Source organism: Blastococcus goldschmidtiae (genome assembly GCF_031845325.1).
GTDB lineage: Bacteria > Actinomycetota > Actinomycetes > Mycobacteriales > Geodermatophilaceae > Blastococcus > Blastococcus goldschmidtiae.
Genome location: NZ_JAVREI010000009.1, coordinates 1 through 26,640, shown reverse-complemented (window position 1 = coordinate 26,640; position 26,640 = coordinate 1). Strand labels below are relative to the sequence as shown.

The following is a 26,640-nucleotide window of genomic DNA, read 5'->3' as shown; positions in this document are numbered from 1 at the left end:
GTCATCGCCTCCGTTGGCGCGCCACGAGCTGATCAACAGCGGTTCCCGGAGCGTGGTCCAGGCCACATTCGCTGTCAATTCGAACCGGCCCCGTCACGTCCGGAGCGATCGGATCGTGACCCGGCGGACGACGGGTGGGACGGCTCAGCGACCCCGGGCGCGGTCGGCGATGACCGACGGCGTCGTGACCTCCTGGGGCGTGCGCGGCAGGACGTCGGCCGCGTACGAGCGCGCCGCCTCCTCCGTCCCGACGTCGCGGCCGGCCCGCTCGGACAGGAGCCACCGGTGCGTGAGCACCTCGTGGAAGATCTCGGCCGGGGCCAGCCGGCCGGCCAGTTCCGGGGGGATCGCGGCCATCACCGTCTGGTAGACCTCCGCCAGCCAGCGGTGCGCGGCGACCGGCTCGGGCACCGGTGCCCCGCCGCGCTGCTCGAGGTGGGCCCGGTAGGCCCGGACGTCGTTGAGCAGCCGCTGGGCCTGCCGCTCCTGCACCTCCAGGCCGGTGAGCCGGAACAGCTCGCGCCGATTGTGCCCGGGCTCGGAGACGCGGGTCTCCACGCGCAGCCGGGAGCCCCCGGGAGAGGTGACGATCTCGATCTCGCCGACGTCGAAACCCAGCTCGTTGAGCCGGCGCAGCCGCTCTGCCACGCGGTACTGCTGCTCCTCGGGCGAGAAGGTCTCCTCGCGGGTGACCTCCTCCCACAGTGATTCGTAGCGCTTCGGCAGGCCGTCCGCCACCTCGATCGGGTCGATGCCGTCGGGCAGCAGCCCGCCGAACCGCAGGTCGAGCAGCTCGGCGCCGACCCGTTCCCGGGCCAGGTCGACGTCGTGCCGGCGCTGCCCCGGTGTCAGGGAGGGGTAGCGCTCGACGGTCTCCGCGTCGACGAGGTAGGCGGCCAGGGTGCCCGCGTCCAGCCGGAACAGCGTGTTGGACAGCGAGCAGTCGCCCCAGAAGACGCCCGCCAGGTGGAGCCGGACCAGCAGCACCACCATCGTGTCGAGCAGCTGCTCCGCCGAGTGGGCACCCGGCGGGCGCGAGAACAGCCAGCGGTAGGACATCGAGTACTCGAGGTACCGCGTCACGAGGATCGCCTGCTGGTCGTCGGGGCGGTCCACGCAGATGCCGAGCACGCTGACGGCCGGCAGTCCCTCCTCCTCGAACCGGGCCAGCAGGCCGTACTCGTGCCGGGCCAGCCGCTCGGCGATCTCCTTGAGGGCGTACACGTGCCCGCCCGACGCCACGAAGCGCACGACGTGGCGGGAGATGCCGCGCTGCGGCACCTCGAGCAGCAGGCCGGCGTCCCACTCCTCGAGCGGTGCGTCCCAGGGCAGCGCCAGCAACTCGGCCGCCTCGTTGGCCGGGGGCCGGAAGAGGAAGCGCATGGCGGTCTCCGTCGCTCGCAGCACCCGTCGGCGCCGTGCCCGCACGGCGCCCCTGGGGACGTCACCTTCGCACGTACCGCCGGGTCCCCGCACGGCCGACCGGGCATCAGTCCGCGCCGGTCACCGCCCCGGTCTCGCCGCGCCAGGACGCCAGCCGCCCGGCCCGGCTGACCGCGCGCAGGCGGCGTTCCGCCTCCCGCCGGGAACGGCGCGCGGAGACGATGAGGGCCTGGTCGCCCCGCATGAGGCGGGTCACGTCGTCGGGCACGAACGACCGCCCCTCCCGCACGATCAGCACGACCGCGGCGTCTTCGGGCAGCCGCAGCTCCGGCAGGTAGACGCCGTGCAGCCGCGACCCCTCCGCAACGGTGAGCTGGAGCAGGTCGGCGTCGAGCTCGTCCAGCGGGGCGGACTCCACGTCGACGTCCCGCGGGACGACGGGCGCGGTGATGCCCAGCCGCCGGGTGACCAGGGGCAGGAGCCCGCCCTGGACGACGGTGAACACGACGACCAGGACGAAGACGGTGTCGAAGATCATCGCCGCGTCGGGCACCTGCGCGGTCAACGGGAAGGTGGCGATGACGATCGGCACCGCGCCGCGCAGCCCCGCCCACGAGACGAACGCCTGGTGCCTCAGCGGCCAGCGGAACCAGACGAGGCTTGCCAGCACCGACAGCGGACGGGCCACCAGCAGCAGGGCAGCCCCGACGAGCAGCGCGGGGAGCAGCGCCTCGGGCAGCCGACTCGGCGACACGAGCAGCCCGAGCAGGACGAACAGGCCGATCTGGGCCAGCGAGGCCGTCCCCTCGGCGAAACCGATGCTGGCCGAGCGGTGCGGCATCCGGACGTTGCCGAGGACCACCCCGCACAGGTAGACCGCGACGATGCCCGACGTGGCACCCAGGGTCGCCACCGAGTAAGCGAGCACGCAGATGGCCAGCGTCGCCAGCGGGTAGAGGCCGGCCACGGGGAGCGCCACCCGGCGCAGGACCCAGCCGCCGCCGAACCCGATGGCCAGGCCGAGGACCGCGCCGCCGGCGAGCTGGCCGGCCACCTGGAGCGCCACGACGTACCAGGCGCTCGCGGCGTCGCCGTTGAGCTGCGCGATCAGCGCCGCGGCCAGCAGGACCACCGGGGCGTCGTTGAGACCGCTCTCCGCCTCGACGGCGGCCACCAGCCGGCGCGGCAGCGGCAGCCGCCGGAGAACCGCGAAGACCGCAGCCGCGTCGGTCGAGCCGATCACCGCCGCGAGCAGCAGGGCGAAGCCCCACTCCAGCTCCAGCAGCCAGACGGCGAGCGCGGCGGTGACGACGACGCTGACGGCCACACCGACGGTGGCCAGCGTGACCGCAGGCCCCAGCGCCCGCCGCATGTCGTCCCACCGGGTGGTGAGACCGCCCTCGGCGAGGATGACGACGAGGGCGGCGATGCTCAGGTTGGCGGCGAGGTCGAAGTCCTCGAACTGGATGCCCAGTCCGCTCTCCCCCAGCCCCACGCCCAGCGCCAGGTAGAGCAGCAGGCTGGGCAGACCGAGCCGGTCGGCGAGCCGCAGGGCCACCGCGGCCACGAGCACGACGACGGCGCCGATGCCCAGCGCGAGCGTCACGGTCGTGCTCACCGTTCGCCGCCCACCATGGGGGCAGTCTCCCGCACGCCCGGATCCGTCTCCTGCGGCGAGCCGGCGCCCCTCGCGGCCGCCGGTGGACGCGCCGTGCGAATGCGTTTGGCCGTTCGGGGAGAATGGGTCCCGTGAGTTCCCCCTCGGCCACCGGCCCCTTCGCCGCGCTGCCCCCGCAGGTCGACCTGCCGGCACTCGAGCAGCAGATCCTCCAGCGCTGGGAGGCCGAGAAGATCTTCTCCCGCACGCTCGAGGGCTCGGCCGGCCGGCCGCAGTGGAACGTGTACGAGGGCCCACCCACGGCCAACGGACGGCCGGGGACCCACCACATCGAGGCGCGGGCGTTCAAGGACGTCTTCCCCCGCTTCAAGACGATGCAGGGCTGGCACGTGCCCCGCCGCGCCGGCTGGGACTGCCACGGCCTGCCGGTGGAGATCGCCGTCGAGCAGGAGCTCGGTTTCGCGGGCAAGCCCGACATCGAGCGCTACGGCATCGCCGAGTTCAACGCGAAGTGCCGCGAGTCGGTCGAGCGGCACGTCGACTCGTTCTCCGAGCTCACCCGGCGGATGGGCTACTGGGTCGACCTGTCCACCGCCTACTGGACGATGGACCCCGGCTACATCCAGAGCGTCTGGTGGTCGCTCAAGCAGATCTTCGACAAGGGCCTGCTGGTCGAGGACCACCGCGTCGCCCCGTACTGCCCGCGCTGCGGCACGGGTCTGTCCGACCACGAGGTGGCCCAGGGCTACGAGACGCTGACCGACCCCTCGGTGTACGTCCGGATGCCGGTCACCAGCGGCGAGTGGGCCGGCCGGGCCGACCTGCTGATCTGGACGACGACGCCGTGGACGCTGCCGAGCAACACCGCCGTCGCCGTGCACCCCGACGTCGCCTACCTCGTCGTCCGCACGGAGCATGCCGGTGAGGAGGCGACCGTGGTCGTCGCCGAGCCGCTGGTCGACGCCGTCCTGGACCCCGACGCCCCCCGCGAGGTGCTGGCCCGGACCACCGGCCGCGACTGGGAGCGGGTGCACTACCAGCGGCCCTTCGAGCTGGTCGAGTTCCCCGACGGCGACGCCCACTACGTCGTCCTCGCCGACTACGTGACGACCGAGGACGGCACCGGCCTGGTGCACCAGTCCCCCGCGTTCGGCGCGGAGGACCTCGCGGTGTGCCGCGGCTACGGGCTGCCCGTCGTCGTGCCGATCGACGCCACGGGGCACTTCCTGCCCGAGATCCCGCTGGTGGGCGGGCACTTCTTCAAGGCGGCCGACCCCGCGCTGGTCGAGGACCTGCAGACCCGTGGTGTGCTCTGGCGCGAGCACCGGTTCGAGCACAGCTATCCGCACTGCTGGCGCTGCCACACGCCGCTGATGTACTACGCGCAGCCGTCCTGGTACATCCGGACCAGCGCGATCAAGGACCAGCTGCTCGCCGAGAACGAGAGGACGAACTGGTACCCGGAGAGCATCAAGACGGGCCGCTACGGCGACTGGCTGAACAACAACGTCGACTGGGCGCTGTCCCGCGACCGGTACTGGGGCACGCCGCTGCCGATCTGGCGCAACGACGCCGACCCGAGCCGCATGGTGGCGATCGGGTCGCTGGCCGAGCTCTCCGAGCTGACCGGCCGCGACCTGTCCGACCTGGACCCGCACCGGCCGTTCATCGACGACGTCACCTTCACCCGCCCCGGCGAGGAGGGCACCTACCGGCGGGTCCGCCAGGTGATCGACGCCTGGTACGACTCGGGCTCCATGCCCTTCGCGCAGTGGGGCGCGCCGCACCGCAACCAGGAGCAGTTCGAGGCGGCCTACCCGGCGCAGTTCATCTGCGAGGGGATCGACCAGACCCGCGGCTGGTTCTACACGCTCATGGCCGTCGGCACGTTGGTGTTCGAGCAGAGCTCGTACGAGAACGTGCTGTGCCTGGGGCTCCTGCTGGCCGAGGACGGCCGCAAGATGAGCAAGCACCTGGGCAACACGCTGGAGCCGATCCCGCTGATGGACCGGCACAGTGCCGACGCCGTCCGCTGGTTCATGCTGGCCAGCGGCTCGCCCTGGTCGGCCCGGCGCATCGGGCACGAGACGCTGTCCGAGGTGGTCCGGAAGGTGCTGCTCACCTACTGGAACACGGCCAGCTTCTTCACCTTGTACGCCGAGGCCAACGGCTGGGACCCGGCGACCACCCCTGGCCCGGCGCGGGCCGATCGGCCGCTACTCGACCGCTGGGCGCTGGCCAGGCTCGCGGCGGTCGCCGAGGGCGTCACCGACGCCATGGAGGACTTCGACACCCAGGGCGCCGGCCGGCTGCTGGCCGGCTTCGTCGACGACATGTCCAACTGGTACGTCCGGCGGTCCCGGCGCCGCTTCTGGGAGGGCGACCCCGCCGCCCTGGCCACGCTGCACGAGGTGCTCGACGGGCTCACCCGGCTGATGGCGCCGTTCGTGCCGTTCGTCACCGAGGAGGTCTGGAGTCGTGCCGTCGTCCCGGGGCTCGTCGGTCCGGCCGCCGATCGCGCCGTCGACTCGGTACACCTTGCCGCGTGGCCCACCGCCGACGAGGACGCACGGGACGACGCGCTCGTCGCCCAGGTCGACCTGGTCCGCCGCCTGGTGGAGCTGGGCCGGTCGGCCCGGACGTCGGCGAAGGTCCGCACCCGCCAGCCGCTGGCCCGCGCCCTGGTCGCGGCCCCCGCATGGTCGGCGCTCCCCCGCGACCTGGTCACCGAGGTCGCCGACGAGCTGAACGTCGCCGAGCTCGTGGCGCTCTCCGCGGTCGGCGGCGACCTGGTCGACGTCAGCGTCAAGGTCGATTTCCGGGCGGTCGGCCGGCGCCTGGGCAAGCAGGTGCAGGCGGTCGCGAAGGCCGTGGCCGCCGCGGACGCCGCCGGACTGGTGGCGGACTACCGGGCCGGGTCGGCGACGGTCGAGGTGGACGGCGCCGCCGTCGCACTGGAGGACGGCGACCTGATCATCACCGAGACCCCCCGCGAGGGCTGGACCGTCGCCAGCGGTGGCGGTCTCACCGTCGCGCTGGACCTGACGCTGACCCCCGAGCTCGAGCGCGCCGGGCTCGTCCGGGAGGTCGTGCGCCTGGTCCAGGAGGCGCGCAAGAGCGGCGGTTTGGAGGTCAGCGACCGGATCGAGCTGTCCTGGACCGCCGAGGGTGCGGTCGCGCAGGCGGTGGAGGAGCACGCCGAGCAGCTGGCCGCGGAGGTGCTCGCCGTGCGCGTGCAGGCGGGTGCAGGCACCGGCGACGGCGTCGAGGGGCCCGAGGGTTCGCGGTTCTGGGTGGTCCGCGCCGGGAGCTGAGGTCCGCGCCCGCCTCGGGCGACCGGCGGCTCAGCCGCCGGCGGAGCCCCTCCGGGCGCGGACCCGGTCGGCGAGCGTGGCGTCCGGGCGGCAGGACCCGCACGGCGTGAAGCCGTCGGTCTTCGCCTCGTCCACCGGGAGCGGGATGGTCTCCTGGCCGGTGAGGTGCCGGCAGCCCGCCACGTGGTACCGCGGGTGCTCGTCCACGACGAGCACCTCGTCGCGCAGGTCGACGACCAGGAGCAGATCGGTGACCTCGACCTCCTCGACCGGAGGCTCCCCTGTCGTGCCCGCCGTCGTGCCCGCCGAGAGAGAAGCCGCCGTGGCCCCGGCTGCCGGGACCTCCGCCGTGGGCGCCTCGGCAGCCGGCTCCTCCGCAGGAGTGAGGGCCGGCGCGTCCGTCCCGCGAGGTTCGGCAGGCGGCGCCGGGCCGTCGGCGCCCGCCGCGGGGGCGGGCTCCGGGACGCCGGCACCGCCCGGCGCGGTCGCGGCAGCGGGCCGGGTCGCGGGCTCCTCGGCGTCACCGGCATGCCGCCCGGACCTGCCCCCGGCCGGTGCGGCGGTGGCCGGTGCCGCGCCGGCCGGTGCGGCGGTGACCGGTGCGGCGGTGGCCGGTGCAGTGCCGGCCGGTGCGGTGCCGGCCGGTGCGGTGGTGGCCAGTGCGGTGGTGGCCGGTGCGGTGGCGGCCTGAGCGCGCAGTCGGCGCCGCGCGAGGTACAGCAGCACGGCCGCGACCACGCAGGCTCCCACGCAGGCCCAGTACAGCGCCGTGACGTCGGTCAGGACACCGGCCACGAACAGTCCCAGACCTCCGAGCACCAACAGGCCGGCCGCGACGATCACGAGCAGGACTCTAGGGGCACCACCCGCGCGCCGCCCCTGCCCGAGGGTCCGCCACGCCTACGGACGCCACAGGGCTCCCGGACCATGGTCCGGGAGCCCTGTGCGTGACTGCGTCGTTCAGGCGCTGGCGTGCTGGTTCTGGCGTGCACCGGAGGCCGGCTCCGCCGTGCCCCTGCTGTCCAGGTCGCGCAGGTTCGACTCGAGGTAGGACCGCAGCCGCGTCCGGTACTCGCGCTCGAAGGTGCGCAGCTCCTCGATCCGGCGCTCGAGGCTGCTCCGCTTCTCCTCGAGGCCGCTTATCGCCTCGGTGTGCCGGCGCTCGGCGTCCTGGTCCAGAGCCGCGGCCTTGGCCCGCGCCTCGCGCTCCACGGTCTCGGCGCGGGTGCGGGCATCGCCGATCATCGAGTCGGCGCGGTGCTTGGCCTCGGTGACCATCTGCTCGCTCTTGGCGCGCGCGTCGGTCATGAGCCGCTCGCTGTTGGTCTTCGCACCGCTGAGCATCTGCTCGGCCTGGGTCTTGGCCTCGTTGACGTAGCGGTCGGCCGTCTCGGTCGCCAGGGCGAGCATCCGCGAGGCCCGTGCGCTGTCGTCCTCGCGCGGCTGCTGGACCGGCGGCGCGGCCGGCACCGGCGCGGGCGCCGGGGGCTCGGGGCGCTCCTCGGCGCGGGCCTGGACCCGGCCGCCGACGCTCGAGCGCAGCTCGTTGTTCTCCTCGATCAGGCGGGCCAGCTCGGCCTCCACCACGTCGAGGAAGGCGTCGACCTCGTCCTCGTCGTAGCCCCGCTTGCCGATGGGCGGCTTCTTGAAGACGACGTTGTGCACGTCGGCAGGCGTGAGTGGCATCAGGTCACCTTAGTGATACGGCGGGACTGGGGGGCTGCGAGCGGTGCGCCGGGGACCAGGTCCCTGACGCGGCCCGCTACCGGGGACGTACCCGTCACGTTAGCGCGCGAGGGAGGTGGTGATCCCACGGAGGATGACCACGGCGATCAGCAGCACCATGAATCCCAGATCGAGGCGGATCTGGCCGAGGTTCAACGGAGGGATCACCTTCCGCACCGCCTTCAGCGGCGGGTCGGTGGTGCTGTACACGACCTCCAGGCCCGCCGCGACGAGTCCGGAGGGACGCCAGCTGCGCGCCAGCACCATCACCCAGTCCACGACGAACCGGGCGAAGAGCAGCACGAGGAACACGAGCAGGACCGACGAGACGATCCCCCAGAAAAGTGACACGGTCCTCGCTCGTCCAGGGCACCTGACGTGCCGCCGTCATCGTGCGCGCGGGCGGGCGCCCGCGCGGGACCTCAGGACTGGTTGAAGAACCCGCCCTCGCGGATCCGCGCCTTGTCCTCGGCCGTCACGTCGACGTTCTGCGGACTGAGCAGGAAGACCTTCGCCGTGACGCGCTCGATGCTACCGCGCAGCCCGAACGACAGTCCCGCGGCGAAGTCGACGAGCCGCTTGGCGTCGGCGTCGTCCATCTCCGTCAGGTTCATGATGACCGGCATCCCGTCGCGGAACCGCTCACCGATGATGCGCGCCTCGTTGTAGGTACGCGGGTGCAGGGTGGTGATCCGGTAGGGCTGCGGTGCGGGAGCCGGCGCCGGCGCCGGGTCGGGCACGACGGCGGCGACGGGCTCGCGGACGGCGAGTCCCGCGGCGCCGACCGGGCCGCTGCTCATGGCGCTGATCCGGGACCCGCCACCGCTGCCCACCGAGGGGGCCAGGCCGAGCGGGCGGGCCGGGGCGACCCGGCGGACGCTCAGCGGCTCGGGGGCCCGGGCCGGAGCCGGCTCGACGGGCTCGTCGTCGGCGTACCCGGCCGGGTAGTCGCCGTCGGCGTAGTCGTCGTAGCGCTCGTCCTCGTACCGCGCGAACCGGCGGTCGGCTTCGGGATGGTCGGACTGGCGGGCGTCGTACCGGCCGTACCCCCGCGCGTCGTCGTCCTCGACGAGCCCCAGGTAGATACCCATCCTCCGCATGGCTCCAGCCATCGGACCTCCCCCTCTGCCAGCGTGCTCAGCCTGCACGTTCGACGACCGTCGACGGAATCACCCCGGGGCTCCGGAGGCCCGTGTGACTGGTGTGACTCCTGTGTCTCCTCGGGAGGTTAGGGGCCGTCGGCCGGACAACGCGGTTCCGACACGCACGAGCGTGGCGCCCGCCGCGACGGCCTCCTCCAGGTCGCCGCTCATGCCGGCGGAGAACTCCACGGCCTCCGGGTGGTCGGCCCGCAGCCGGGCGGCCAGCTCGCCCGCACGGTCGAACGCCGGCCGCGGATCGGCTCCGCGGGGCGCGACCGCCATCAGTCCGCGCAGCCGGATCCCGGGCAGCCCGGCGACCGCGTCGGCCAGCGCCGGCAGCTCGGCGGGGTCCACTCCCCCACGGGCTCCCAACTCCCCCTCGGGCCCGCCGAGGTCGACCTGCAGGAAGACCTCGACGGCCCGCTCCGCGGCCTCTCCCGCCCGGCTGAGGGCCTGGGCGAGCGACGTCCGGTCCACGGAGTGGACGACCGCACCCAGCCGGGCCACCGCGGCGGCCTTGTTGCGCTGGAGCTGGCCGATGAAGTGCCAGCGGACCGGGAGGTCGGCGAGCTCCGCAGCCTTGCCGACCAGCTCCTGCGCGCGGTTCTCGCCGAAGTCGGACTGCCCGAGCCCTGCCAGGGCACGGACATCGGCCGCGGGCCAGGTCTTGCTGACGGCGAGCAGCGCGACCGTGGCCGGGTCCCGCCCCGCGGCACGGGCGGCGGCGTCGATCCGGTCGCGCACCGCGCGCAGGTTCTGCGCGAGGTCGGTCATGCCGGGTCGAGCCACACCAGGCCGGCCTGGCGCCCGGTGACGCCGTCCCGGCGGTGGGAGAACAGCGTCCGGTCCTCGACGGTGCAACGCGCGTCGTGCACCACCTCGGTCACGCCGGCGCGGCCGAGGATCTCGGCCAGGCCGGCGCGCAGGTCCAGCCCCGGAGTGCCGCGCCGGGTCGGGACGGCGGCGGCCGGGACGACGGCGGCCACCTCCGCCTGCATGGCCTCGGGCACCTCGTAGCAGGCGCCGCACACGGCCGGGCCCAGCAGCGCGGTGACGTGCCTGGCCCGCGCGCCGAGGCTCGCCATGGCCGACAGGGTCGCGGGCAGCACGCCCCGGCGCACACCCTCGCGGCCCGCGTGCACGGCGGCGACCACCCCGGCGACCGGATCGGTCAGCAGGACGGGCACGCAGTCGGCGGCCAGGACGCCGAGGACCAGCCCCGGGGTGGCGGTGACGAGGGCGTCGGTACCGGGCAGGGGGCCGTCCTGCGGGGCGTCGACGACCGCGACGGCCGAGCCGTGCACCTGGTCCATCCAGACCAGCCGCTCCTCGCCGACCCGGAGCTCGCGTGCCACGCGCGACCGGTTGGCCGCCACGGCGGCTGGATCGTCACCGACGTGGTCGCCGAGGTTGAAGGAGTCGTAGGGCGACACGGAGCGGCCGCCCCGTCGGTCAGTGACGACCCGGCGGGGTCGCACCGCCGACGAGGCGGCCGGATTCGTGTTCATGTAGGCGCAGCCTACGAGGTGACGCGATGGAACGGCCCCCGTCCAGGGACCCGGCCTGAGCCTGCGAAGGTCGGGGAGGACGGGGGTCCTTCTACTGCTTGAGGAACTCGGGGATGTCGAGCTCTTCCTCGAAGTCCTCGTTGGACAGCGGGCGACGACCGTTGATCGCTCCGGGGATCGGCGGCAGCGGAGGCACGGTGATGCCACCGCCGGCGGGCGGGGGCGTCGGCCGGGACGGGGCCGCGGGCGCCGAGGCCACCGGCTGCGCGGGGGCGAGCCGCTCACCGGAGCCCTGCGGTGCCGCCGGGGCGGGGTTCATCGGCGCCACCGCGGGGCGGCGGTGCGGCGTCAGCCCGCCGGGGACCGAGCCGTTGGACTGGCTCCCGGGCACCGATGCGGCAGCACCGTCCTTGCGCACGTTGGGCTTGCCGCTGTCGAACCCGGCGGCGATGACGGTCACCCGCACCTCGTCACCCAGGGCGTCGTCGATGACGGCGCCGAAGATGATGTTGGCGTCCGGGTGCGCCGCGTCGGAGACCAGCGAGGCGGCCTCGTTGATCTCGAACAGGCCCAGGTCGGACCCGCCCGAGATCGACAGGAGCACGCCGTGGGCGCCCTCCATGGAGGCCTCCAGCAGCGGGCTGGCGATCGCCTGCTCGGCGGCCAGCAGCGCACGGTTGTCGCCGCGGGCGCTGCCGATGCCCATCAGCGCCGAGCCGGCCCCGGACATGACCGACTTGACGTCGGCGAAGTCCAGGTTGATCAGACCGGGCGTGGTGATCAGGTCGGTGATGCCCTGGACACCGGACAGCAGCACCTGGTCGGCGGTGCGGAAGGCGTCCATGACGCTGACGTTCCGGTCGCCCAGCTGCAGCAGCCGGTCGTTCGGGATCACGATGAGCGTGTCGCACTCGTTGCGCAGCTCCTCGATGCCCGACTCGGCCTGCACCGCGCGCCGCTTGCCCTCGAAGGCGAACGGGCGGGTGACCACGCCAATGGTCAGGGCGCCGAGCTTGCGCGCGATGGAGGCCACGACGGGGGCGCCACCGGTTCCGGTGCCACCACCCTCGCCCGCCGTCACGAAGACCATGTCGGCCCCCTTGAGGACCTCCTCGATCTCCTCGCGGTGGTCCTCGGCGGCCTGGCGGCCCACGTCGGGCTGGGCGCCGGCGCCGAGCCCCCGCGTGAGCTCCCGACCGACGTCGAGCTTGACGTCGGCGTCGCTCATCAGGAGGGCCTGGGCGTCGGTGTTGATCGCGATGAACTCGACCCCCTTGAGGCCGACTTCGATCATGCGATTGACCGCGTTCACCCCGCCGCCGCCGATGCCGACGACCTTGATGACCGCTAGATAGTTGTGCGGAGGTGTCATGCGGCGCTCCCCAACTGGACCCTCATCCTCAAGTTCAGCCTTACAGTTATGTCAACTCGGTCGACGTGGATGAAGTTAGGTGCGGGTCGAGAGGCGCTACAAGCACCCCGCCCGGCTCGGCGTGTCGGTAGCGCGGATGACGACCGTTTACTGACGACTCACCGATCACAACTGCACCACTGATCGTGACGACCCGCGCCGCTTTCGTCTCAGGTCGGGGTGCAGACTCCCGCCCGCCCCAGGAATCACACGCGCGACATTTGTTTCTGCCGCCGGGCGTGTCGCGGTCCTGGGCGTGTCGGCCGCACAGGCCGGTCCGCGCCCTGTGCAGGCGAGCGGCGACCGTGCGCGACGATCAGCGGACGACGACGGCCTTCGGGACGCTGAGGTCCAGCTCGTCCGCGGGCTCGAGCGCGCCGGACGCCAGCTGGTCGAGCAGCGCGGTGAGGATCCCGGCCTTCTTCTCCGACTCCTCGGCCCCGCCCCAGCGCACCAGGGGGCCGTCGGTCAGCACGACCACGACCTCGTCGGGGCCGGGTGCCTCCACGCGGGCGACCTGCTCCCGCACCGGCTCCGGCAGCGCGCCGATGGCGGCCAGCGCCGCCGCGGTCGCCTCGTCGTCCGGCCCGGGGTCGGCGACCGAGAGCGGGACGACGCCGGCCGGCGGATCGCCGGTGACCGAGTCGAAGAGCACCCCCCGCTCGTCCAGCAGCGACCGGCGCCCGGCCTCCCCGACGACGGCCAGCGGGGTCCGCTCGACCAGGGTGATGACGACGCGGCTGGGCCAGCCCCGGGTCACGGTCACCGACTCCACCTGCGGCAGCTCGGCGACCGCGGCCCGCGCGGCGTCGACGTCCACCCGCAGCAGCGACCTGCCTCCCTCGATGCCTGCGGCCTCCCGCACGAGTGCCGCGGGCAGCCTGGTCGCGCCGTCGACCTGGACGGACCGGACGGCGAGCAGCGGCCCCGACCACAGACCCCAGCCCAGGGCGGCCAGCACGAGCAGGCCCACCGCGAGCTGCAGGGCGCGCCGGCGCCGGGCCGCGTACCGGCGGTTGCGCAGCGGGGTGACCGGGGCGCTGGGGCGCCGCCCGGGGGACGGCCGGGACGAGCCGCGGTCGCGGGTGGTCGTCCCCGTCCTGCTCACCGGGCCGCGCCCGTCGCGTCGCCCGCCTTCCCTTCCCCGTCCCACCCATCCCGCTGGGCCACGCGGGCCGTGAGCGCCTCCAGCACCTCGGGGCCGACCATCGAGACGTCACCCGCGCCCATGGTCATCACCAGGTCACCGGCGCGGGCGCGGTCGGCCAGGGCCGGCGCCGCCGCCGACCAGGACGGCTCGAACAGCACCTGCTCCACCGGCAGCGGGACGGAGTCGGCCACCATCGCGCCGGTCACGCCGGGCACCGGGTCCTCGCGGGCGCCGTAGATCTCCATGACCACGACCTCGTCGGCCAGGCCGAGGGCCTCGCCGAAGCCCGCGGCGAACTCCCGCGTCCGGCTGTACAGGTGCGGCTGGAAGGCCACGACCAGCCGCCCGTCCCCCGCGACCGCGCGGGCCGCACGCAGCTGCGCGCGCACCTCGGTCGGGTGGTGGGCGTAGTCGTCGTAGACGCGGACGCCGTCGACGACGCCCTTGAGCTCGAACCGCCGGTGCACCCCTCCGAAGCGGCCCAGCCCGTCGATCAGCCCGTCCGCCGGCAGGCCGAGCTCCAGGCCGGCGAGCAGGGCGGCGGCGCTGTTGAGGGCCATGTGCTCCCCGGGCACGAGGATCCGCACCCGCCCGAGCTCACGTCCGTCGAGCACGGCGGTGTAGCTGGTCGCGTCGCCCTCGACGCGCAGGTCGTCCAGGCGCAGGTCGGCGTCGGCCGCCCGGCCGTAGGTGCGCAGCCGTGCCGACGACGGCACGCCCCGCAGCCGGGCCGAGCCCGGGTCGTCGGCGCACACGACGACGAACCCCTCCGGGGACACCGTGGACAGGAAGCGGTCGAAGGCCTCCTCGACCGCGGCCAGGTCGCCGTAGTTGTCCAGGTGGTCGGCCTCGACGTTGGTGACGATCCCGCCGAAGGGCGCCAGCAGCAGGAAGGAGCGGTCGCTCTCGTCGGCCTCGGCGACGAAGATGTCGCCCTCCCCCGAGTGCGCGTTGCTGCCGGACTCGTTGAGGTCGCCGCCGATCGCGAAGGACGGGTCGGCGCCGCAGGCCTGGACGGCGACGGTGAGCATCGACGTGGTCGAGGTCTTCCCGTGCGTCCCGGCCACGGCCACGCTCCGCCGTCCGGCCATGACGGAGGCGAGCGCCACCGCCCGCGGCAGCACCCGCAGCCCCCGGCTGCGCGCGGCGGCCAGTTCGGGGTTGTCGGCGCGGATCGCGGTGGACACGACGACGGTGTCGGCGTCCCCGAGGTGCTCCGCGGCGTGCCCGACCGCCACCCGCGCACCGAGCGCGCGCAGGGCCAGCAGGGTCGGGGTGTCCCGCCGGTCGCTGCCCGAGACCGGCACGCCGCGCGCCAGGAGGATGCGGGCGATGCCGCTCATGCCGGCGCCCCCGATGCCCACGAAGTGCACGGCACCCAGCTCCGGCGGCGAGGGCACCGGCCCGGTCCAGGCGGCGACGTCGGCGGCGCTCATCGTTCGGTCCTTGCCACGTCGAGGACCATCTCAGCCAGTCGCTCGTCGGCGTCGGGCGCCCCCGCCGCGGCGGCGTGTCGCGCGTACCCCGCCAGGGCGTCGGGGTCGGCGAGCAGCGGGACCAGGTGCTCGGCGATCCAGGCGGACGTGAGCTCCGCGTCCTCCACCAGCAGCCCTCCCCCGGCCTCGACCACCGGCAGGGCGTTGCGCCGCTGCTCGCCGTTACCGATGGGCAGCGGGACGAACGCGCCCGGCAGCCCCACCGCGGAGAGCTCCGCGACGGTCACCGCACCGGACCGGCAGAGGGCGAGGTCGGCGGCGGCGTAGGCGAGGTCCATGCGCTCGAGGTAGTCGACCACCACGTAGGGCGCCGAGCCCGGCCCGGCGCCCGGGGGCTCGACATCGGTGTTCTTCGGGCCCCGCGCGTGCAGCACCTGGATCCCGGCGGCGGACAGCGCCTCCGCGGCGCCCACCGCTGCCCGGTTGAGGGTGGCCGCGCCCTGCGAGCCGCCGAACACCAGCAGGGTGGGGCGGTCGGCCTCCAGGCCGAAGGCGGTCCGCGCCTCGGCCCGCCGGGCCGCACGGTCCAGCGAGCTGATCGCCACGCGCAGCGGCATGCCCACGTGCACCCCGGCGTGCAGCGGCGTCCCCGGTGTCGTGACGGCCACCCGGGCCGCCAGCCGGGCGCCGATCCGGTTGGCCAGCCCCGGCAGGGCGTTCTGCTCGTGCACGACGATCGGGACGCCCGCCCGCCGCGCCGCCAGGTAGGCCGGCAGGGCGACGTATCCCCCGAAGCCCACGACGACGTCGGCGGCCAGCTCGTCCAGCAGCGCCCGTGTCTGCGCGACCGCGCGGCGGACCCGCCCGGGCACCCGCAGCAGGTCGACCGTCGGCTTGCGCGGCAGCGGCACGGGCGGGATGAGCCGCAGGTCGTACCCGCGGGCCGGCACCAGCCGGGTCTCCATGCCGCGCTCGGTGCCGAGGCAGGTGATCCGCAGCTCGCCGTCCGCGGCGGGACGGCGCCGCAGCGCGTCGGCGAGGGCGAGCATCGGCTCGATGTGACCACCCGTGCCGCCTCCGGCGAGGACGATCGACAGCGGACGGGACGACGGTGCGCTCACCGGGCTCCCCCGGGACGGCGGGCGGCCGGGTTCCGGAGCGCGGGGCGCTGCTGGGGCGGCTCGGCCGCCCGTGCGCCACGGACCGGGCGCTCCTCCCGGATCGGCCGCTGGTCGCGGACCGGCCGGCCCTCCCGGATCGGCCGCTGGTCGCGGACCGGCCGGCCCTCCCGGATCGGCCGCGGCGCCGCGGCCGGCCGCTCCCTGCGGCCGGGCGACGGCGCGGGGCCCCGCCGGGTGGGCGCGCTGCGGGCGTGCACGACGGTGCGGCCGCCGCCCACGGCCGGGCGACGGGCGTCGCGCTCCTCGGGCCGGCGGCGCGGGCGGACGGGCTCGACCGCCGCCGACGGCGCGGGCAGCACCAGGCGGGCGAGCCGGCCCCGGTCGCGCCCGCGGAGCGACTCCACGGCCGCGGGCTCGGTGCACGCGAAGCGCGCCAGCAGCCCGACGACGACGAGGGTGAGGATCAGCGACGTGCCGCCCGCGGAGATCAGCGGGAGCGTCACGCCGGTCACCGGCAGCAGTCCGACCACGTAGCCCATGTTCATGGTGGCCTGGCCGACCAGCCACACGGTGATCGCGACGCAGGCCAGCTGCACGAAGCGGTCGGCCGCACGGCGGGCGATGCGGAAGCCGGCGTAGGCCAGCACGCCGTAGAGCGTGACGACGACCAGGCAGCCGAGGAAGCCCAGCTCCTCGCCGATGATCGCGAAGATGTAGTCCGACTCCGCTTCCGGGAGGATGTTCCACTTCATCGCGCTGTTGCCCAGCCCGACCCCCGAGAGTCCGCCGCTGGCCAGCGCGTAGAACCCGCGGATGGCCTGGAAGCCGGTGTTGCTCGGGTCCGCGAAGGGATCCATGAACGAGGTCAGGCGGGCCATGCGGACCGGGGAGAGCAGCGCGACGGCGGCCAGCAGCGCGGCTCCGGCGAGGGCCATCCAGCCGAACCAGCGCAGCGGCATCCCGCCGGCCCAGAGCAGCCCGACCAGCACCAGGCCGAGGCTCACCACCCCACCGAAGTCCGGCTCGGCGATGATCAGCAGCGCGAGGATGCCGAACACCGGCAGCACCGGCACCAGCAGCGACGTCGTCGTCAGGTAGCGCTCGCGCAGGGCGAGCACGTGGGCCCCCCAGAGCGCGAACACCAGCTTGCCCAGCTCGGAGGGCTGGAAGTACATGAAGCCCAGGTCGATCCACTGCCGCGCGCCGTTGAGCTTGACGCCGATCCCGGGGACGAGCACCAGGAGCAGCATCGCCCCCACGACGAGGAGGGCGACGGGCGACCACCGCCGGACCAGCCCGACCGGCAGGCGCATGGCGACCACCATGCCCACGAGGCCGATGCAGGCCAGCATGAGCTGCTTGACGCCCGGGGCCCACGCGGGCTGGTCGTTGAGCGCCGCGTCGATCGCGGAGGCGGAGAACACCATGGTCAGCCCGATGAGCAGCAGCAGCCCGGCCGCGCCGAGCACCAGGTGGCAGCTGGTCATCGGCCCGTCGAGCCAGGCCGGGCCCGACCAGCGCCGCGACGGCCCCGGTGCCCGGTCCTCCCGCGGCGCCCGGACGGGACGAGGGCGCGCCTGCGTCGTCGTCACGACCTCAGCCCAGCGCCCGGACGGCGTCCGCGAAGGCGGTGCCCCGGTGCGCGTAGTCGCGGTACACGTCCATGGACGCGGCCGCGGGGGCGAGCAGGACGGTGTCACCGGGGTGCGCGAGCTCGCGCGCGGCGGCCACCACGCGGGCCGTCGTCGCCTCGGCCGTCACACCCGTCCCATCCATCCCGCCATCGTCGCCGCTGGGGACCGTCACGACGGGGACCGTCGGGGCGTGTCGCGCCAGTGCCGTGGCGATCAGGTCCCGGTCGCGGCCCAGCAGGACCACCCCGGCGAGCCGGGGTGCCACGGCGGCGACCAGCGGATCGACGTCGGCGCCCTTGAGCAGACCCCCGGCGATCCACACCACGCGCGGGTAGGAGGCCAGCGACGCACCGGCGGCGTGCGGGTTGGTCGCCTTGCTGTCGTCCACCCAGTCCACGCCGGCGACGGTGGCCACCAGCACGTTGCGGTGCGCGCCGCCGCGGAAGCCGGCCAGGCCGCGCGCCACGGCCTCGGCCGGGACCCCGGCGGCACGCGCCAGGGCGGCGGCGGCCAGGGCGTTGACCGTGTTGTGCGGGCCGGGCACCTGCAGCAGGCCCGGCTCGAGCAGCACCTCCCCCGCGGGATCGGCGGCGAAGGCGCGGTCGACCAGCGCTCCGCCACGCACACCCAGCTGGCCGGGCGCCGGCTCGCCGAGGGTGACGGTCACCGGGTGCGGATGGGCTGCGGCGAGCGCGGCGGCGACCGGGTCGCCGGCGTCGGCGACGGCCACCGGTGACCGCTCCAGGATGCGGGCCTTGGCGTCGCGGTAGGCGGGGAAGGAGCCGTGCCAGTCGGTGTGGTCGTCGGCCACGTTGAGCACCGCCGCGGCTGCGGGCGCGAGCGTCGCGGACCAGTGCAGCTGGAAGCTGGAGAGCTCGACGGCGACCGCGTCGAAGCTCGGCGTGCCGTCGGCGTCCCGGGCGGTGACCACCTCGACCAGCGGCCGGCCGACGTTGCCCGCCGCCACCGCCCGCCGGCCGGCGGCGTGCAGGATCGCCTCGAGCATGGTGACCGTGGTCGTCTTGCCGTTGGTGCCGGTGACCGCCAGCCAGGGCGCGGGGACGCCGTCGGGCCCGGCGATCCGCAACCGCCAGGCGAGCTCGGGCTCCCCCACGACCTCGATGCCGCGGCGCGCGGCGTCGGCGAGCAGCGGGTGGTCGGGGCGCCACCCGGGCGAGGTGACGACCAGGCCGGTGCCGTCCGGGACGACGGCCGGCTGCCCCAGCCAGGTCGCTCCGGCGGCGGCGAGCTCGGCGACGGCCGGCCGCTCGGCGGCATCGGTGAGCGTGACGGTGCTGCCCAGGTCGAGCAGCACCCGCGCCGCCGCGACGCCGGACACCCCCAGCCCGGCGACGAGCACCGTGGCGCCGCGCAGGTCGGTCACCTCCGTACCTCCGGTTCGACTCCGGACTCGCTCCGCTCCTCGGTCGCTGTGCCCCGCAAGCGGGAGGTGCCCCCAGCCACTGACGATGCTCACTCCCCCGTCGCCCTCACAGCCCCGCGAAGGAGAGCCAGTCGGCGTAGAACAGCCCCAGCCCGAAGGCCACGGCCATGCCGGTGACCAGCCAGAAGCGGACGATGACGGTGTTCTCGGTCCAGCCGGCCAGCTCGAAGTGGTGGTGCAGCGGAGCCATCCGGAACACCCGTCGCCGGGTGGCGCGGAAGAACGCCACCTGGATGACCACCGACAGGGTGACGGCGACGAACAGCCCGCCGAGCACGACGAGCAGCAGCTCGGTGCGGGTGACGATGGCCAGCCCGGCGATCAGCCCGCCGAGCGCGAGGGAGCCGGTGTCGCCCATGAAGATGCGGGCCGGGCTGGTGTTCCACCACAGGAAGCCCAGGCAGGCTCCCATGCCGGCCGCGGCGACCAGCGTGATGTCCAACGGGTCGCGCACCTGGTAGCAGCCGTCGATGAGCTCGCTGGCGCAGTCGTGGGTGAACTGCCAGAACGAGATGACGATGTAGGACGCCAGCACCATCGCCGAGGAGCCGGCCGCGAGGCCGTCGAGGCCGTCGGTGAGGTTGACGGCGTTGGAGAACCCGGCGATGAACAGGTAGGCGAGGATCACGAAGCCGATCGAGCCCAGCGCCAGCGGTTCGATGTCGCGGACGTAGGACACGACGGTCGACGCCGGCGTGAGCCCGTTGCTCGGGAAGTTGATCGCGAGGACCGCGAAGGTCACGCCGACGAGCAGCTGTCCCACGAGCTTGGCGGTCTTGTTCAGGCCCAGGCTGCGGCGGTGCCGGATCTTCAGGTAGTCGTCGAGGAAGCCGACGGTGCCCATGCCGACCATGAGGAACAGCAGCAGCACACCGGTGGCGCTGAAGCCCCAGCCGTCGTCGCCGATGAACGCCAGGTGGGCGACGAGGTAGCCGACGACGGTGGCGCCGACGATCACCGTGCCGCCCATGGTGGGCGTGCCCTTCTTGGACAGGTGGCTCTCGGGGCCGTCGTCGCGGATCTCCTGGCCCATGCCCTGCCGCCGGAACGCGCGGATGGCCAGCGGCGTGAGCAGGATCGACAGGATCAGCCCGACGCCCGCGGCGATGAGGACACTCCTCATCCCTGCGTCCCCTCGTCGAGCAGATCGGCCGCGAGCAGCTCCAGCCCGTAGGAGCGGCTGGCCTTGACGAGGACGACGTCCCCGGGGCGCAGTTCCCGGGCCAGCAACTCGCGGGCAGCGGCCCGGTCCGGCACGTGCATCGATTCCTCTCCCGCGCCGAGCCCGGCGGTGACCGCGGCCTCGGCTATCCCTACCGCATCGCGCCCGACGGCGACGATCACGTCCACCCCGGCGGCGACCGCGTCGGCGCCCAGCCGCCGGTGCTCGTCCTCCGCGTCCGGTCCCAGCTCGGCCATGGCGCCCAGCACCGCGACCCGCCGGGTCGCGGGCAGCCCGGCGAGGGCGGCCAGCGCCGCCCGCATGGACTCCGGGTTGGCGTTGTAGGCGTCGTTGACGACGGTGACGCCGTCGGCCCGCCGCGTCACCTCCATCCGCCACCGGCTGCGCGCACCGGCCGCCGATAGGGCGGTGGCGACGTCGGCCGGGGTCATCCCGGCGGCGAGCGCCGCCGCGCCGGCGGACAGGGCGTTGGCGACCTGGTGCTCGCCGACGACGCGCAGCGCGACGGCGTGCTCCTCGCCGCCCGCGACCAGGGTGAACCTGGCGCGGGCGGAGTCGTCGAGCGCGACGTCGGTGGCCCGCACGTCCGCGTCGGTCCCGCGGCCGGTGGTCACCACGTGCGCCCGGGTGCGCGGGGCCATGCCCAGGACGCGCGGGTCGTCGGCGTTCAGGACGGCGGTGCCGTCCTCGGGCAGCGCCTCCACGAGCTCGCCCTTGGCCTGCGCGATGACCTCGGCGCTGCCGAACTCGCCCAGGTGCGCCGAGCCGACGTTGAGGACGACGCCGATCTGCGGCGGGGCGATGCGGCAGAGCGCGGCGATGTGGCCGGGACCCCGGGCGCCCATCTCGAGCACGAGGTACCGGGTGTCCTCGTCGGCGGAGAGCACCGTCAGGGGCAGGCCGATGTCGTTGTTGTACGACCCCGGCGGGCTGACCGTGGCCCCCGCCCCGGCCAGCACCTGGCCCAGGAGGTCCTTGGTCGAGGTCTTGCCCGACGAGCCGGTGAGGGCCAGCGTGCGCAGCCCGGCGGCCGTCAGCCGGGCGTGCACCCCGGCGGCGAGCCTGCCCAGCGCGACCACGGGGTCGTCCACGACCACGCAGGGCAGCGCGGGGTCGGGCCGGGCGCCGAGCGCGCCGACGGCGCCGGCAGCCCCGGCGGCGGCGAGGAAGTCGTGCCCGTCCACCCGCTCGCCCGCGACGGCGACGAAGAGGTCCCCGGGGGCGACCGTGCGCGAGTCGAGGGTGACCGCACCGGTGACGGTGGCGCCCGGGTCGCCGCCGGTGAGCGTGCCGCCGGTCAGCTCGGCCACCTCGGCCAGGGTCAGACGGATCATGCCGAGGCGTCCGACGCGGAAAGGACCTCGCGCAGCACCGCGCGGTCGTCGAAGGGGTGCACCGTGCCGGCGATCTCCTGGCCGGTCTCGTGCCCCTTGCCGGCGACGAGCACGGCGTCGCCCGGCCCGGCCAGCGCCACGGCGGCCTCGATCGCCGCCCGCCGGTCCCCCACCTCGAGCACCTCGGCGCGGCGGTCCTCCGGCACGTCCAGAGCGCCGGCGAGCATCGCGGCCCGGATCGCCGCCGGGTCCTCCGAGCGCGGGTTGTCGTCGGTGACCACGAGGACGTCGCTGCCGGCGGCCGCGGCCGTGCCCATGGCCGCCCGCTTGCCGGGGTCCCGGTCGCCTCCGCAGCCGAGCACGGTGATCAGCCGGCCGGCGGTCGCCGCCCGCAGGGCACCCAGGGCGGTGGCGACGGCGTCGGGGGTGTGCGCGTAGTCCACGGCGGCGACGAAGGGCTGGCCGGCCTCGACCGGCTCCATCCGGCCCGGGACCACCGTCGTGGCCACGCCCGCGAGCGCGGCGTCGACCGGCACGCCCGCGGCGTCGAGCAGGGCCACGGCCAGCACCGCGTTGGCCACGTTGAACCGGCCCGGCAGCCGCACGCTCGCCTCCCGCCGGATCCCGTCAGGGCCGTGCAGGGTGAAGGTGGAGCCGCCGTCGGCGGCGGCCGCGACGTCGGTCGCCCGCCAGTCCGTGTCCTCCGCCTCGCCCCGGCCCTCGCCCTCGGTGGAGACGGTGACCGGGCGGGGCCGGCCGGGCCGGTCGAGCAGCCGGCGTCCGTGCTCGTCGTCGACGTCGACCACCTCGGCGGCGGCCCGGCCGTCGAACAGCAGCGACTTCGCCCGGAAGTACTCCTCCAGGTCGCCGTGGAAGTCCAGGTGGTCCTGGCTGAGGTTGGTGAAGCCGGCGGCGGCGAACCGCACGCCACCCACGCGGCCCAGCACCAGCGCGTGGCTGGACACCTCCATGACCACGGTCGACACACCCGACTCGGCCATCGCCGCGAGCAGCGCGTGGACCGCCGGCGCCTCGGGGGTGGTGCGCTCGCTGGGCAGGGCGGTGACCGTCCCGTCGGCGGCCCGGGTCTGCGTCTGCACCGTGCCGATCAGGCCCGTGGCCCGGCCGGCGGCCGCGAGGCCGGCCTCGACCAGGTAGGCGGTCGTGGTCTTGCCGTTGGTGCCGGTGATCCCGATGACGTCCACCCGCTCGCTCGGCCGGTCGTACACCCGGTCCGCGACCTCGCCGAGCACCCCGCGGGGGTCGTCGACGACGCACACCGGCAGGCCGGTGGCCACCGCGTCGTCGCGCCCCGACGGGTCGGTGAGGACCGCGACGGCGCCCCGGCGGACCGCCTCCCCGACGTACCGGACGCCGTGGGTGCGGGCTCCGGGGAGGGCGGCGTAGAGGTCACCCGGGCAGACCTCTCCGGAGGCGAGGGTGAGCCCGGAGACTGCGACGTCCGCGGTGCCGGTGGACGGCGGACCGACCAGGTCGGCGAGGTCGGCGAGCGGCACGGGGCGCGGATCGAGTGGGCGGCTCCCCGTGGGCCGGGGTGCCGACCCGGCGTCGGTCGGGGTCACGAGGCTCCAATCTACCGGCGACCCCCGCCGTACCCGTGCCGCGCCACGGCCCCGCTGCAGGGTCCCGCCGCGAGCCTGCGAGCGGTGGGGGGCAGTGGGGTCCTTTTTCAGGGGGTGGCGGTGAGGCGGAAGTCGGGCCGCGCGGTGCCCGACGGGACCACCCCGTCGGCGGTCAGCGCGTAGCGGAGGATGTCGCGGAACACCGGTGCGGCCACCTGGCCGCCCTCGGCGGAGCTCGTGGGCCGCTCGAGGTCGACGGCGACCACGTACTGCGGGTCGTCCGCGGGGGCGAACCCGACGAACGTGGTCACGTAGCCACCGCCGGCGTACCCGCCGGTCTCGGGATTGGCGCGCTGGGCGGTACCTGTCTTGCCCGCCACGCGGAAGCCGTCGATCTGCCCCAGCGGCGCCGTGCCGCCCGGGCCCACGACGGCCTCCAGCATGTAGGCCAGGGAGTCGGCGGTCGCCTCGCTGATCACCCGGGTCGTCTCCGGCTCGTCCGCGGGACGCACCCGCCCGTCCGGGGCGGTCACCGACCGGACGATGCGGGGCTCCACGCGCACGCCGCCGTTGGCGATGGCCTGGAAGACCGACGCCATCTGGAGCGTGGTGACCGAGACGCCCTGCCCGATGGCGATGTTGGCGGCACGGATCCCGCTCCAGTCCGCGGACTCCTGCAGGATGCCGGCGCTCTCGCCAGGCAGCTCGATGCCCGTCCGGCTGCCGACGCCGAAGGCCCGCAGGTACTGCTCGAGCTTCTCGTCCCCGACCTCGCGGGCGAGCATGATCGTGCCGACGTTGCTCGACTTGGCGAGGATGCCGGTGACCGTCCAGTCGACGGGTGCGTGGTCGTGGGCGTCGGTGACGACCCGGTCGCCGGCCTGGATGTGCCCGTTGACGCTGAGCACCCGGTCCGGCGTCGCCACCCCCTCCTCGACGGCGGCCGCCAGCGTGACCGCCTTGAGGACCGAGCCGGGCTCGAACACGCTCGAGACGATGGGGTTGCCCAGCAGGTCGGGGGTCTCGGCGTACCGGCCCGGGTCGTAGCCGGGGCAGGAGCCCATGGCCACGACCTCGCTGCTGCGCACGTCCAGCACGACCGCCGAGGCCCGGGTCGTCGCGCCGTCGGCGCAGGACTCGGCCAGCCGCTGCTCGGTCACGTACTGCAGGTCCTGGTCCAGGGTCAGGGTGACGTCGCTGCCGTCGGTCGCCGGCAGCGCCTCGTCGATGCCCCGGGAGGGGATGGGGTTGCCCCCGCTACCCACCTCGACGCGCCGCGTGCCCGGCGTGCCGGCGAGCACGTCCTCGAAGGTCTGCTCGATGCCAGCTAGCCCGGCGCCCTCGCGCCCGACGAAGCCCACGACCTGGCCGCCGACGGCGCCGGAGGGGTAGAGCCGCACCGGGTCGTCCTCGAGGAAGACACCTCCCAGCCCCAGCTCCTCCACCGCGTCGGCGGTCTCCGGCGCGACCTGCGTGGCCAGCACGACGTAGCGGCCCTCGCCCGACAGCTTCTCGGTGAGCTCGCCGACGGGCACGCCGACCACGGTGGTCAGCGCCAGGGCCGTGCGCGCGGGGTCAGCAACCACGGTCGGGTCGGCCACCACGCGGGAGGCGTCCACGGTGTAGGCGAAGGGCCGGCCCTCGCGGTCCTGGATCTCCCCCCGGATCGACGCGATCGGATAGGTGCGCAGCCGGTCCAGGGAGGCCGCGTTGGCGTACGCCGCGCCGTCCACGCCCTGGACGACGGCCAGCCGGCCGATGACGACGACGAGCAGGGTGACGAGCAGGATCAGGCCGATCCGGTTGCGCCGCATGCGCTGGGCCAGGGTCAGGCCCGCTCCCCCGCTGCGCCGGCTGCCCGGTGCACGACGCGACGTGAAGGCGCCCGGCCCGGTACGTGGTGCCGGCCGGCCGCTGCGCGCGCCCCCTCCGGGGCCGCGGACGGAGCCCGTCACGGTCAGTTCCCGCCCGCGGGGCGCTCCGCCGGTGCGGACGGCGCAGGTGCGGACGGCGCAGGTGCGGACGGCGCCGGTGCGGACGGCGCCGGCGGCTCCGGCGCGGGCGGCGCCGGGGCGGGCGGGGCCTCGGCCGGCGCCGGCTCGCCCCGGAGGACGGGCGTGCCGTCGGGGTCGAGGACCAGGTAGGCGGCAGCGCCGGCAGGCACGAGTCCGGCGGCCACCGCGGCCTGGGCGATGGCGGCGGGCGTGTTGCCGTCGATGACCTGCTGCTCGAGGCTCTGCACGTCCTGCGCCCGCTGGGCGTTGTCCGCGCGCAGCCGGCTGGCCTGCAGCGAGTCGACCGCGATCGCGGTGTTGAGGACGAGCAGCCCCACGGTCGTGCCGGCCAGGAGCGCGACCACGAGCAGCACGAACGGCGCCCGGCGGGAGCGCAGGGCCGCGCGGGCGCGCCGGCGGGGCCGGGCCGGCGGCGTGGCGACCACGCTGAGCTGGGGGCGGGACGGGGAACGCGGCGCCGACCGGGCGGGTACGGCGCGTGCGGTCGTCGCGCGCGGGGTCACGGGGACGCGGGCAGTGGCACGGCCGCTCATGCCGCCCTCCGGATGCGCTCGGCCGCGCGGACGCGGGCCGAGGCCGCGCGGGAGTTCGCGGCGACCTCGGCGTCGGAGGCGGCCTCGCCGCCACGGGTCAGGAGCCGGAGCACGGGACCGTGCTCCGGGAGGGGCACGGGCATGCCGTGCGGGGTGTGGTCGGTCGCGCCCTCGGCGAGGGTCTGCTTGACGATGCGGTCCTCGAGGGAGTGGAAGGTGATGACGGCGATCCGCCCTCCGACGGCCAGCGCCTCGATCGCCGCGGGCAGCGCCCGCTCGAGGACGCCCAGCTCGTCGTTGACCTCGATCCGCAGCGCCTGGAAGGTGCGCTTGGCCGGGTGTCCGCCGGTGCGCCGGGTGGCGGCGGGGATGGCGTCGCGCACCAGTTCGGCCAGCCGGGCGGTGGTCGTGAAGGGGTCGCGGGCGCGCTCGCGGTCGATGGCGGCGGCGATCCGGGACGCGAAGCGCTCCTCGCCGTACACCCGCAGCACCCGGGCCAGGTCCTTGGGCGGATAGGTGTTGACGATCTCGGCGGCGGTGCGGCCGGCCCCGGGATCCATCCGCATGTCCAGCGGGGCGTCGGCGGAGTAGCTGAAGCCGCGGTCGGGCCGGTCGAGCTGCAGCGAGGAGACGCCGAGGTCGAACAGGACGGCCTGCACCTCGGCCACGCCGAGCCGGTCGAGGACGTCGGGCAGCTCGTCGAAGACGGCGGGGACCAGGGTGACCCGGTCGGTGTGGCCGGCGGCCTCGATGCGGCGGGCCGCCTCGGCGCGGGCGTCGGGATCGCGGTCCAGGCCGATCAGCCGGAGGCCGGGGTGGGCGCCCAGCAGCGCCAGCGAGTGGCCGGCGAGACCGAGGGTCGCATCGACGAGCACGGCGCCGGGGAGCGCGCAGGCGGGCGCGAACAGTTCGGAGATCCGGTCCAGCAGGACGGGCACGTGCACCGGGGGCCGGGGCGCATCGGACGCCGCGGCGGATCCGGTGCTGCTCATCGTCGACTGCCTCTCGGGTTCCGGTGGAGCTCTGGCGATGGTGCCGCGCCCCGGTCCGCGGCGGTGGGACGTGGCGCGCTGCAGCGGAACGCAACCGGGCGGATGGGGCGGGTG

21 protein-coding genes are annotated in these 26,640 nt (G+C 75.0%); 1 reads left to right on the top strand and 20 read right to left on the bottom strand.

The window, feature by feature from the left end:
* Positions 1 to 144: 144 nt before the first annotated feature.
* Positions 145 to 1,383, bottom strand: a complete 1,239-nt coding sequence (locus tag RM425_RS13355; protein ID WP_311345709.1) for a DUF4032 domain-containing protein — start codon at positions 1,381 to 1,383, stop codon at positions 145 to 147.
* A gap of 106 nt (positions 1,384 to 1,489) precedes the next feature.
* Positions 1,490 to 3,001 carry a potassium/proton antiporter gene (locus tag RM425_RS13350; RefSeq protein ID WP_311345708.1) on the bottom strand — a complete coding sequence of 504 codons (1,512 nt, stop codon included), beginning with the start codon at positions 2,999 to 3,001 and terminating at the stop codon, positions 1,490 to 1,492.
* Positions 3,002 to 3,132: 131 nt separating this feature from the next.
* Between RM425_RS13350 and ileS the strand changes: the two genes are divergently transcribed.
* Positions 3,133 to 6,315, top strand: a complete 3,183-nt coding sequence (ileS, locus tag RM425_RS13345) for an isoleucine--tRNA ligase (RefSeq protein WP_396137048.1) — start codon at positions 3,133 to 3,135, stop codon at positions 6,313 to 6,315.
* Positions 6,316 to 6,345: 30 nt separating this feature from the next.
* On the opposite strand, the gene RM425_RS13340 is transcribed toward ileS, so the two are convergent.
* The 18 genes from RM425_RS13340 to rsmH all read right to left on the bottom strand — a co-directional run bounded on the left by RM425_RS13340 (position 6,346) and on the right by rsmH (position 26,526).
* On the bottom strand, positions 6,346 to 7,158 hold the full coding sequence (locus tag RM425_RS13340) for a hypothetical protein (RefSeq protein WP_311345706.1): 813 nt from the start codon (positions 7,156 to 7,158) through the stop codon (positions 6,346 to 6,348).
* A gap of 117 nt (positions 7,159 to 7,275) precedes the next feature.
* Positions 7,276 to 8,001: a DivIVA-like cell division protein Wag31 gene (gene wag31 / locus RM425_RS13335; RefSeq protein WP_311345705.1), complete on the bottom strand. Its 726-nt coding sequence runs from the start codon at positions 7,999 to 8,001 to the stop codon at positions 7,276 to 7,278.
* A 99-nt stretch (positions 8,002 to 8,100) separates the two neighbouring features.
* Positions 8,101 to 8,391, bottom strand: coding sequence for a YggT family protein (locus RM425_RS13330; RefSeq protein WP_311345704.1), 291 nt, complete (start codon positions 8,389 to 8,391; stop codon positions 8,101 to 8,103).
* A 71-nt stretch (positions 8,392 to 8,462) separates the two neighbouring features.
* The gene (gene sepF / locus RM425_RS13325) at positions 8,463 to 9,131 is read right to left on the bottom strand and encodes a cell division protein SepF (RefSeq protein ID WP_311345703.1); all 669 of its coding nucleotides are present in this window, start codon (positions 9,129 to 9,131) and stop codon (positions 8,463 to 8,465) included.
* Positions 9,132 to 9,209: 78 nt separating this feature from the next.
* Positions 9,210 to 9,956, bottom strand: a complete 747-nt coding sequence (locus RM425_RS13320; protein ID WP_311345702.1) for a YggS family pyridoxal phosphate-dependent enzyme — start codon at positions 9,954 to 9,956, stop codon at positions 9,210 to 9,212.
* Positions 9,953 to 10,690, bottom strand: coding sequence for a peptidoglycan editing factor PgeF (gene pgeF / locus RM425_RS13315; protein WP_311345701.1), 738 nt, complete (start codon positions 10,688 to 10,690; stop codon positions 9,953 to 9,955). The genes RM425_RS13320 and pgeF overlap by 4 nt, the downstream gene beginning before the upstream one ends.
* 91 nt (positions 10,691 to 10,781) lie before the next feature.
* Complete coding sequence (gene ftsZ / locus RM425_RS13310) at positions 10,782 to 12,062, bottom strand: cell division protein FtsZ (RefSeq protein WP_311345700.1); 1,281 nt, start codon at positions 12,060 to 12,062, stop codon at positions 10,782 to 10,784.
* 355 nt (positions 12,063 to 12,417) lie between these two features.
* Positions 12,418 to 13,209, bottom strand: a complete 792-nt coding sequence (locus tag RM425_RS13305; protein WP_311345699.1) for a cell division protein FtsQ/DivIB — start codon at positions 13,207 to 13,209, stop codon at positions 12,418 to 12,420.
* Positions 13,206 to 14,687 carry a UDP-N-acetylmuramate--L-alanine ligase gene (gene murC, locus RM425_RS13300; RefSeq protein WP_311345698.1) on the bottom strand — a complete coding sequence of 494 codons (1,482 nt, stop codon included), beginning with the start codon at positions 14,685 to 14,687 and terminating at the stop codon, positions 13,206 to 13,208. Before murC ends, RM425_RS13305 begins: the two co-directional genes overlap by 4 nt.
* Positions 14,684 to 15,808: an undecaprenyldiphospho-muramoylpentapeptide beta-N-acetylglucosaminyltransferase gene (gene murG, locus RM425_RS13295; protein WP_311345697.1), complete on the bottom strand. Its 1,125-nt coding sequence runs from the start codon at positions 15,806 to 15,808 to the stop codon at positions 14,684 to 14,686. The genes murC and murG overlap by 4 nt, the downstream gene beginning before the upstream one ends.
* Positions 15,805 to 17,400, bottom strand: coding sequence for a putative lipid II flippase FtsW (ftsW, locus tag RM425_RS13290; RefSeq protein WP_311345696.1), 1,596 nt, complete (start codon positions 17,398 to 17,400; stop codon positions 15,805 to 15,807). The genes murG and ftsW overlap by 4 nt, the downstream gene beginning before the upstream one ends.
* 4 nt (positions 17,401 to 17,404) lie before the next feature.
* Positions 17,405 to 18,826 (bottom strand): UDP-N-acetylmuramoyl-L-alanine--D-glutamate ligase, encoded by a 1,422-nt coding sequence (gene murD / locus RM425_RS13285; RefSeq protein WP_311345695.1) that lies wholly within the window; start codon positions 18,824 to 18,826, stop codon positions 17,405 to 17,407.
* A 106-nt stretch (positions 18,827 to 18,932) separates the two neighbouring features.
* On the bottom strand, positions 18,933 to 20,009 hold the full coding sequence (mraY, locus tag RM425_RS13280; protein WP_311345694.1) for a phospho-N-acetylmuramoyl-pentapeptide-transferase: 1,077 nt from the start codon (positions 20,007 to 20,009) through the stop codon (positions 18,933 to 18,935).
* The gene (locus RM425_RS13275; RefSeq protein ID WP_311345693.1) at positions 20,006 to 21,403 is read right to left on the bottom strand and encodes a UDP-N-acetylmuramoyl-tripeptide--D-alanyl-D-alanine ligase; all 1,398 of its coding nucleotides are present in this window, start codon (positions 21,401 to 21,403) and stop codon (positions 20,006 to 20,008) included. Before RM425_RS13275 ends, mraY begins: the two co-directional genes overlap by 4 nt.
* Entirely contained in the window at positions 21,400 to 22,986 is a 1,587-nt protein-coding gene (locus RM425_RS13270; protein ID WP_311345692.1) for a UDP-N-acetylmuramoyl-L-alanyl-D-glutamate--2,6-diaminopimelate ligase, read from the bottom strand. Before RM425_RS13270 ends, RM425_RS13275 begins: the two co-directional genes overlap by 4 nt.
* 107 nt (positions 22,987 to 23,093) lie before the next feature.
* Positions 23,094 to 24,800 carry a peptidoglycan D,D-transpeptidase FtsI family protein gene (locus RM425_RS13265; RefSeq protein WP_311345691.1) on the bottom strand — a complete coding sequence of 569 codons (1,707 nt, stop codon included), beginning with the start codon at positions 24,798 to 24,800 and terminating at the stop codon, positions 23,094 to 23,096.
* A 143-nt stretch (positions 24,801 to 24,943) separates the two neighbouring features.
* A complete protein-coding gene (locus tag RM425_RS13260) occupies positions 24,944 to 25,534 on the bottom strand; it encodes a hypothetical protein (protein WP_311345690.1) in 591 nt (196 codons plus the stop codon).
* Positions 25,531 to 26,526 (bottom strand): 16S rRNA (cytosine(1402)-N(4))-methyltransferase RsmH, encoded by a 996-nt coding sequence (rsmH, locus tag RM425_RS13255; protein WP_311345689.1) that lies wholly within the window; start codon positions 26,524 to 26,526, stop codon positions 25,531 to 25,533. The genes RM425_RS13260 and rsmH overlap by 4 nt, the downstream gene beginning before the upstream one ends.
* Positions 26,527 to 26,640 lie beyond the last annotated feature (114 nt).

Bases quoted from the DNA above. Each gene is read 5' to 3' on its own strand.
- RM425_RS13355 (WP_311345709.1), bottom strand. From the start codon at position 1,383: ATGCGCTTCCTCTTCCGGCCCCCGGCCAACGAGGCGGCCGAGTTGCTG.
- wag31 (WP_311345705.1), bottom strand. From the start codon at position 8,001: ATGCCACTCACGCCTGCCGACGTGCACAACGTCGTCTTCAAGAAGCCG.
- sepF (WP_311345703.1), bottom strand. From the start codon at position 9,131: ATGGGTATCTACCTGGGGCTCGTCGAGGACGACGACGCGCGGGGGTAC.
- RM425_RS13320 (WP_311345702.1), bottom strand. From the start codon at position 9,956: ATGACCGACCTCGCGCAGAACCTGCGCGCGGTGCGCGACCGGATCGAC.
- pgeF (WP_311345701.1), bottom strand. From the start codon at position 10,690: ATGAACACGAATCCGGCCGCCTCGTCGGCGGTGCGACCCCGCCGGGTC.
- ftsZ (WP_311345700.1), bottom strand. From the start codon at position 12,062: ATGACACCTCCGCACAACTATCTAGCGGTCATCAAGGTCGTCGGCATC.
- murC (WP_311345698.1), bottom strand. From the start codon at position 14,687: ATGAGCGCCGCCGACGTCGCCGCCTGGACCGGGCCGGTGCCCTCGCCG.
- mraY (WP_311345694.1), bottom strand. From the start codon at position 20,009: ATGAGGAGTGTCCTCATCGCCGCGGGCGTCGGGCTGATCCTGTCGATC.
- RM425_RS13275 (WP_311345693.1), bottom strand. From the start codon at position 21,403: ATGATCCGTCTGACCCTGGCCGAGGTGGCCGAGCTGACCGGCGGCACG.
- RM425_RS13265 (WP_311345691.1), bottom strand. From the start codon at position 24,800: ATGCGGCGCAACCGGATCGGCCTGATCCTGCTCGTCACCCTGCTCGTC.
- RM425_RS13260 (WP_311345690.1), bottom strand. From the start codon at position 25,534: ATGAGCGGCCGTGCCACTGCCCGCGTCCCCGTGACCCCGCGCGCGACG.
- rsmH (WP_311345689.1), bottom strand. From the start codon at position 26,526: ATGAGCAGCACCGGATCCGCCGCGGCGTCCGATGCGCCCCGGCCCCCG.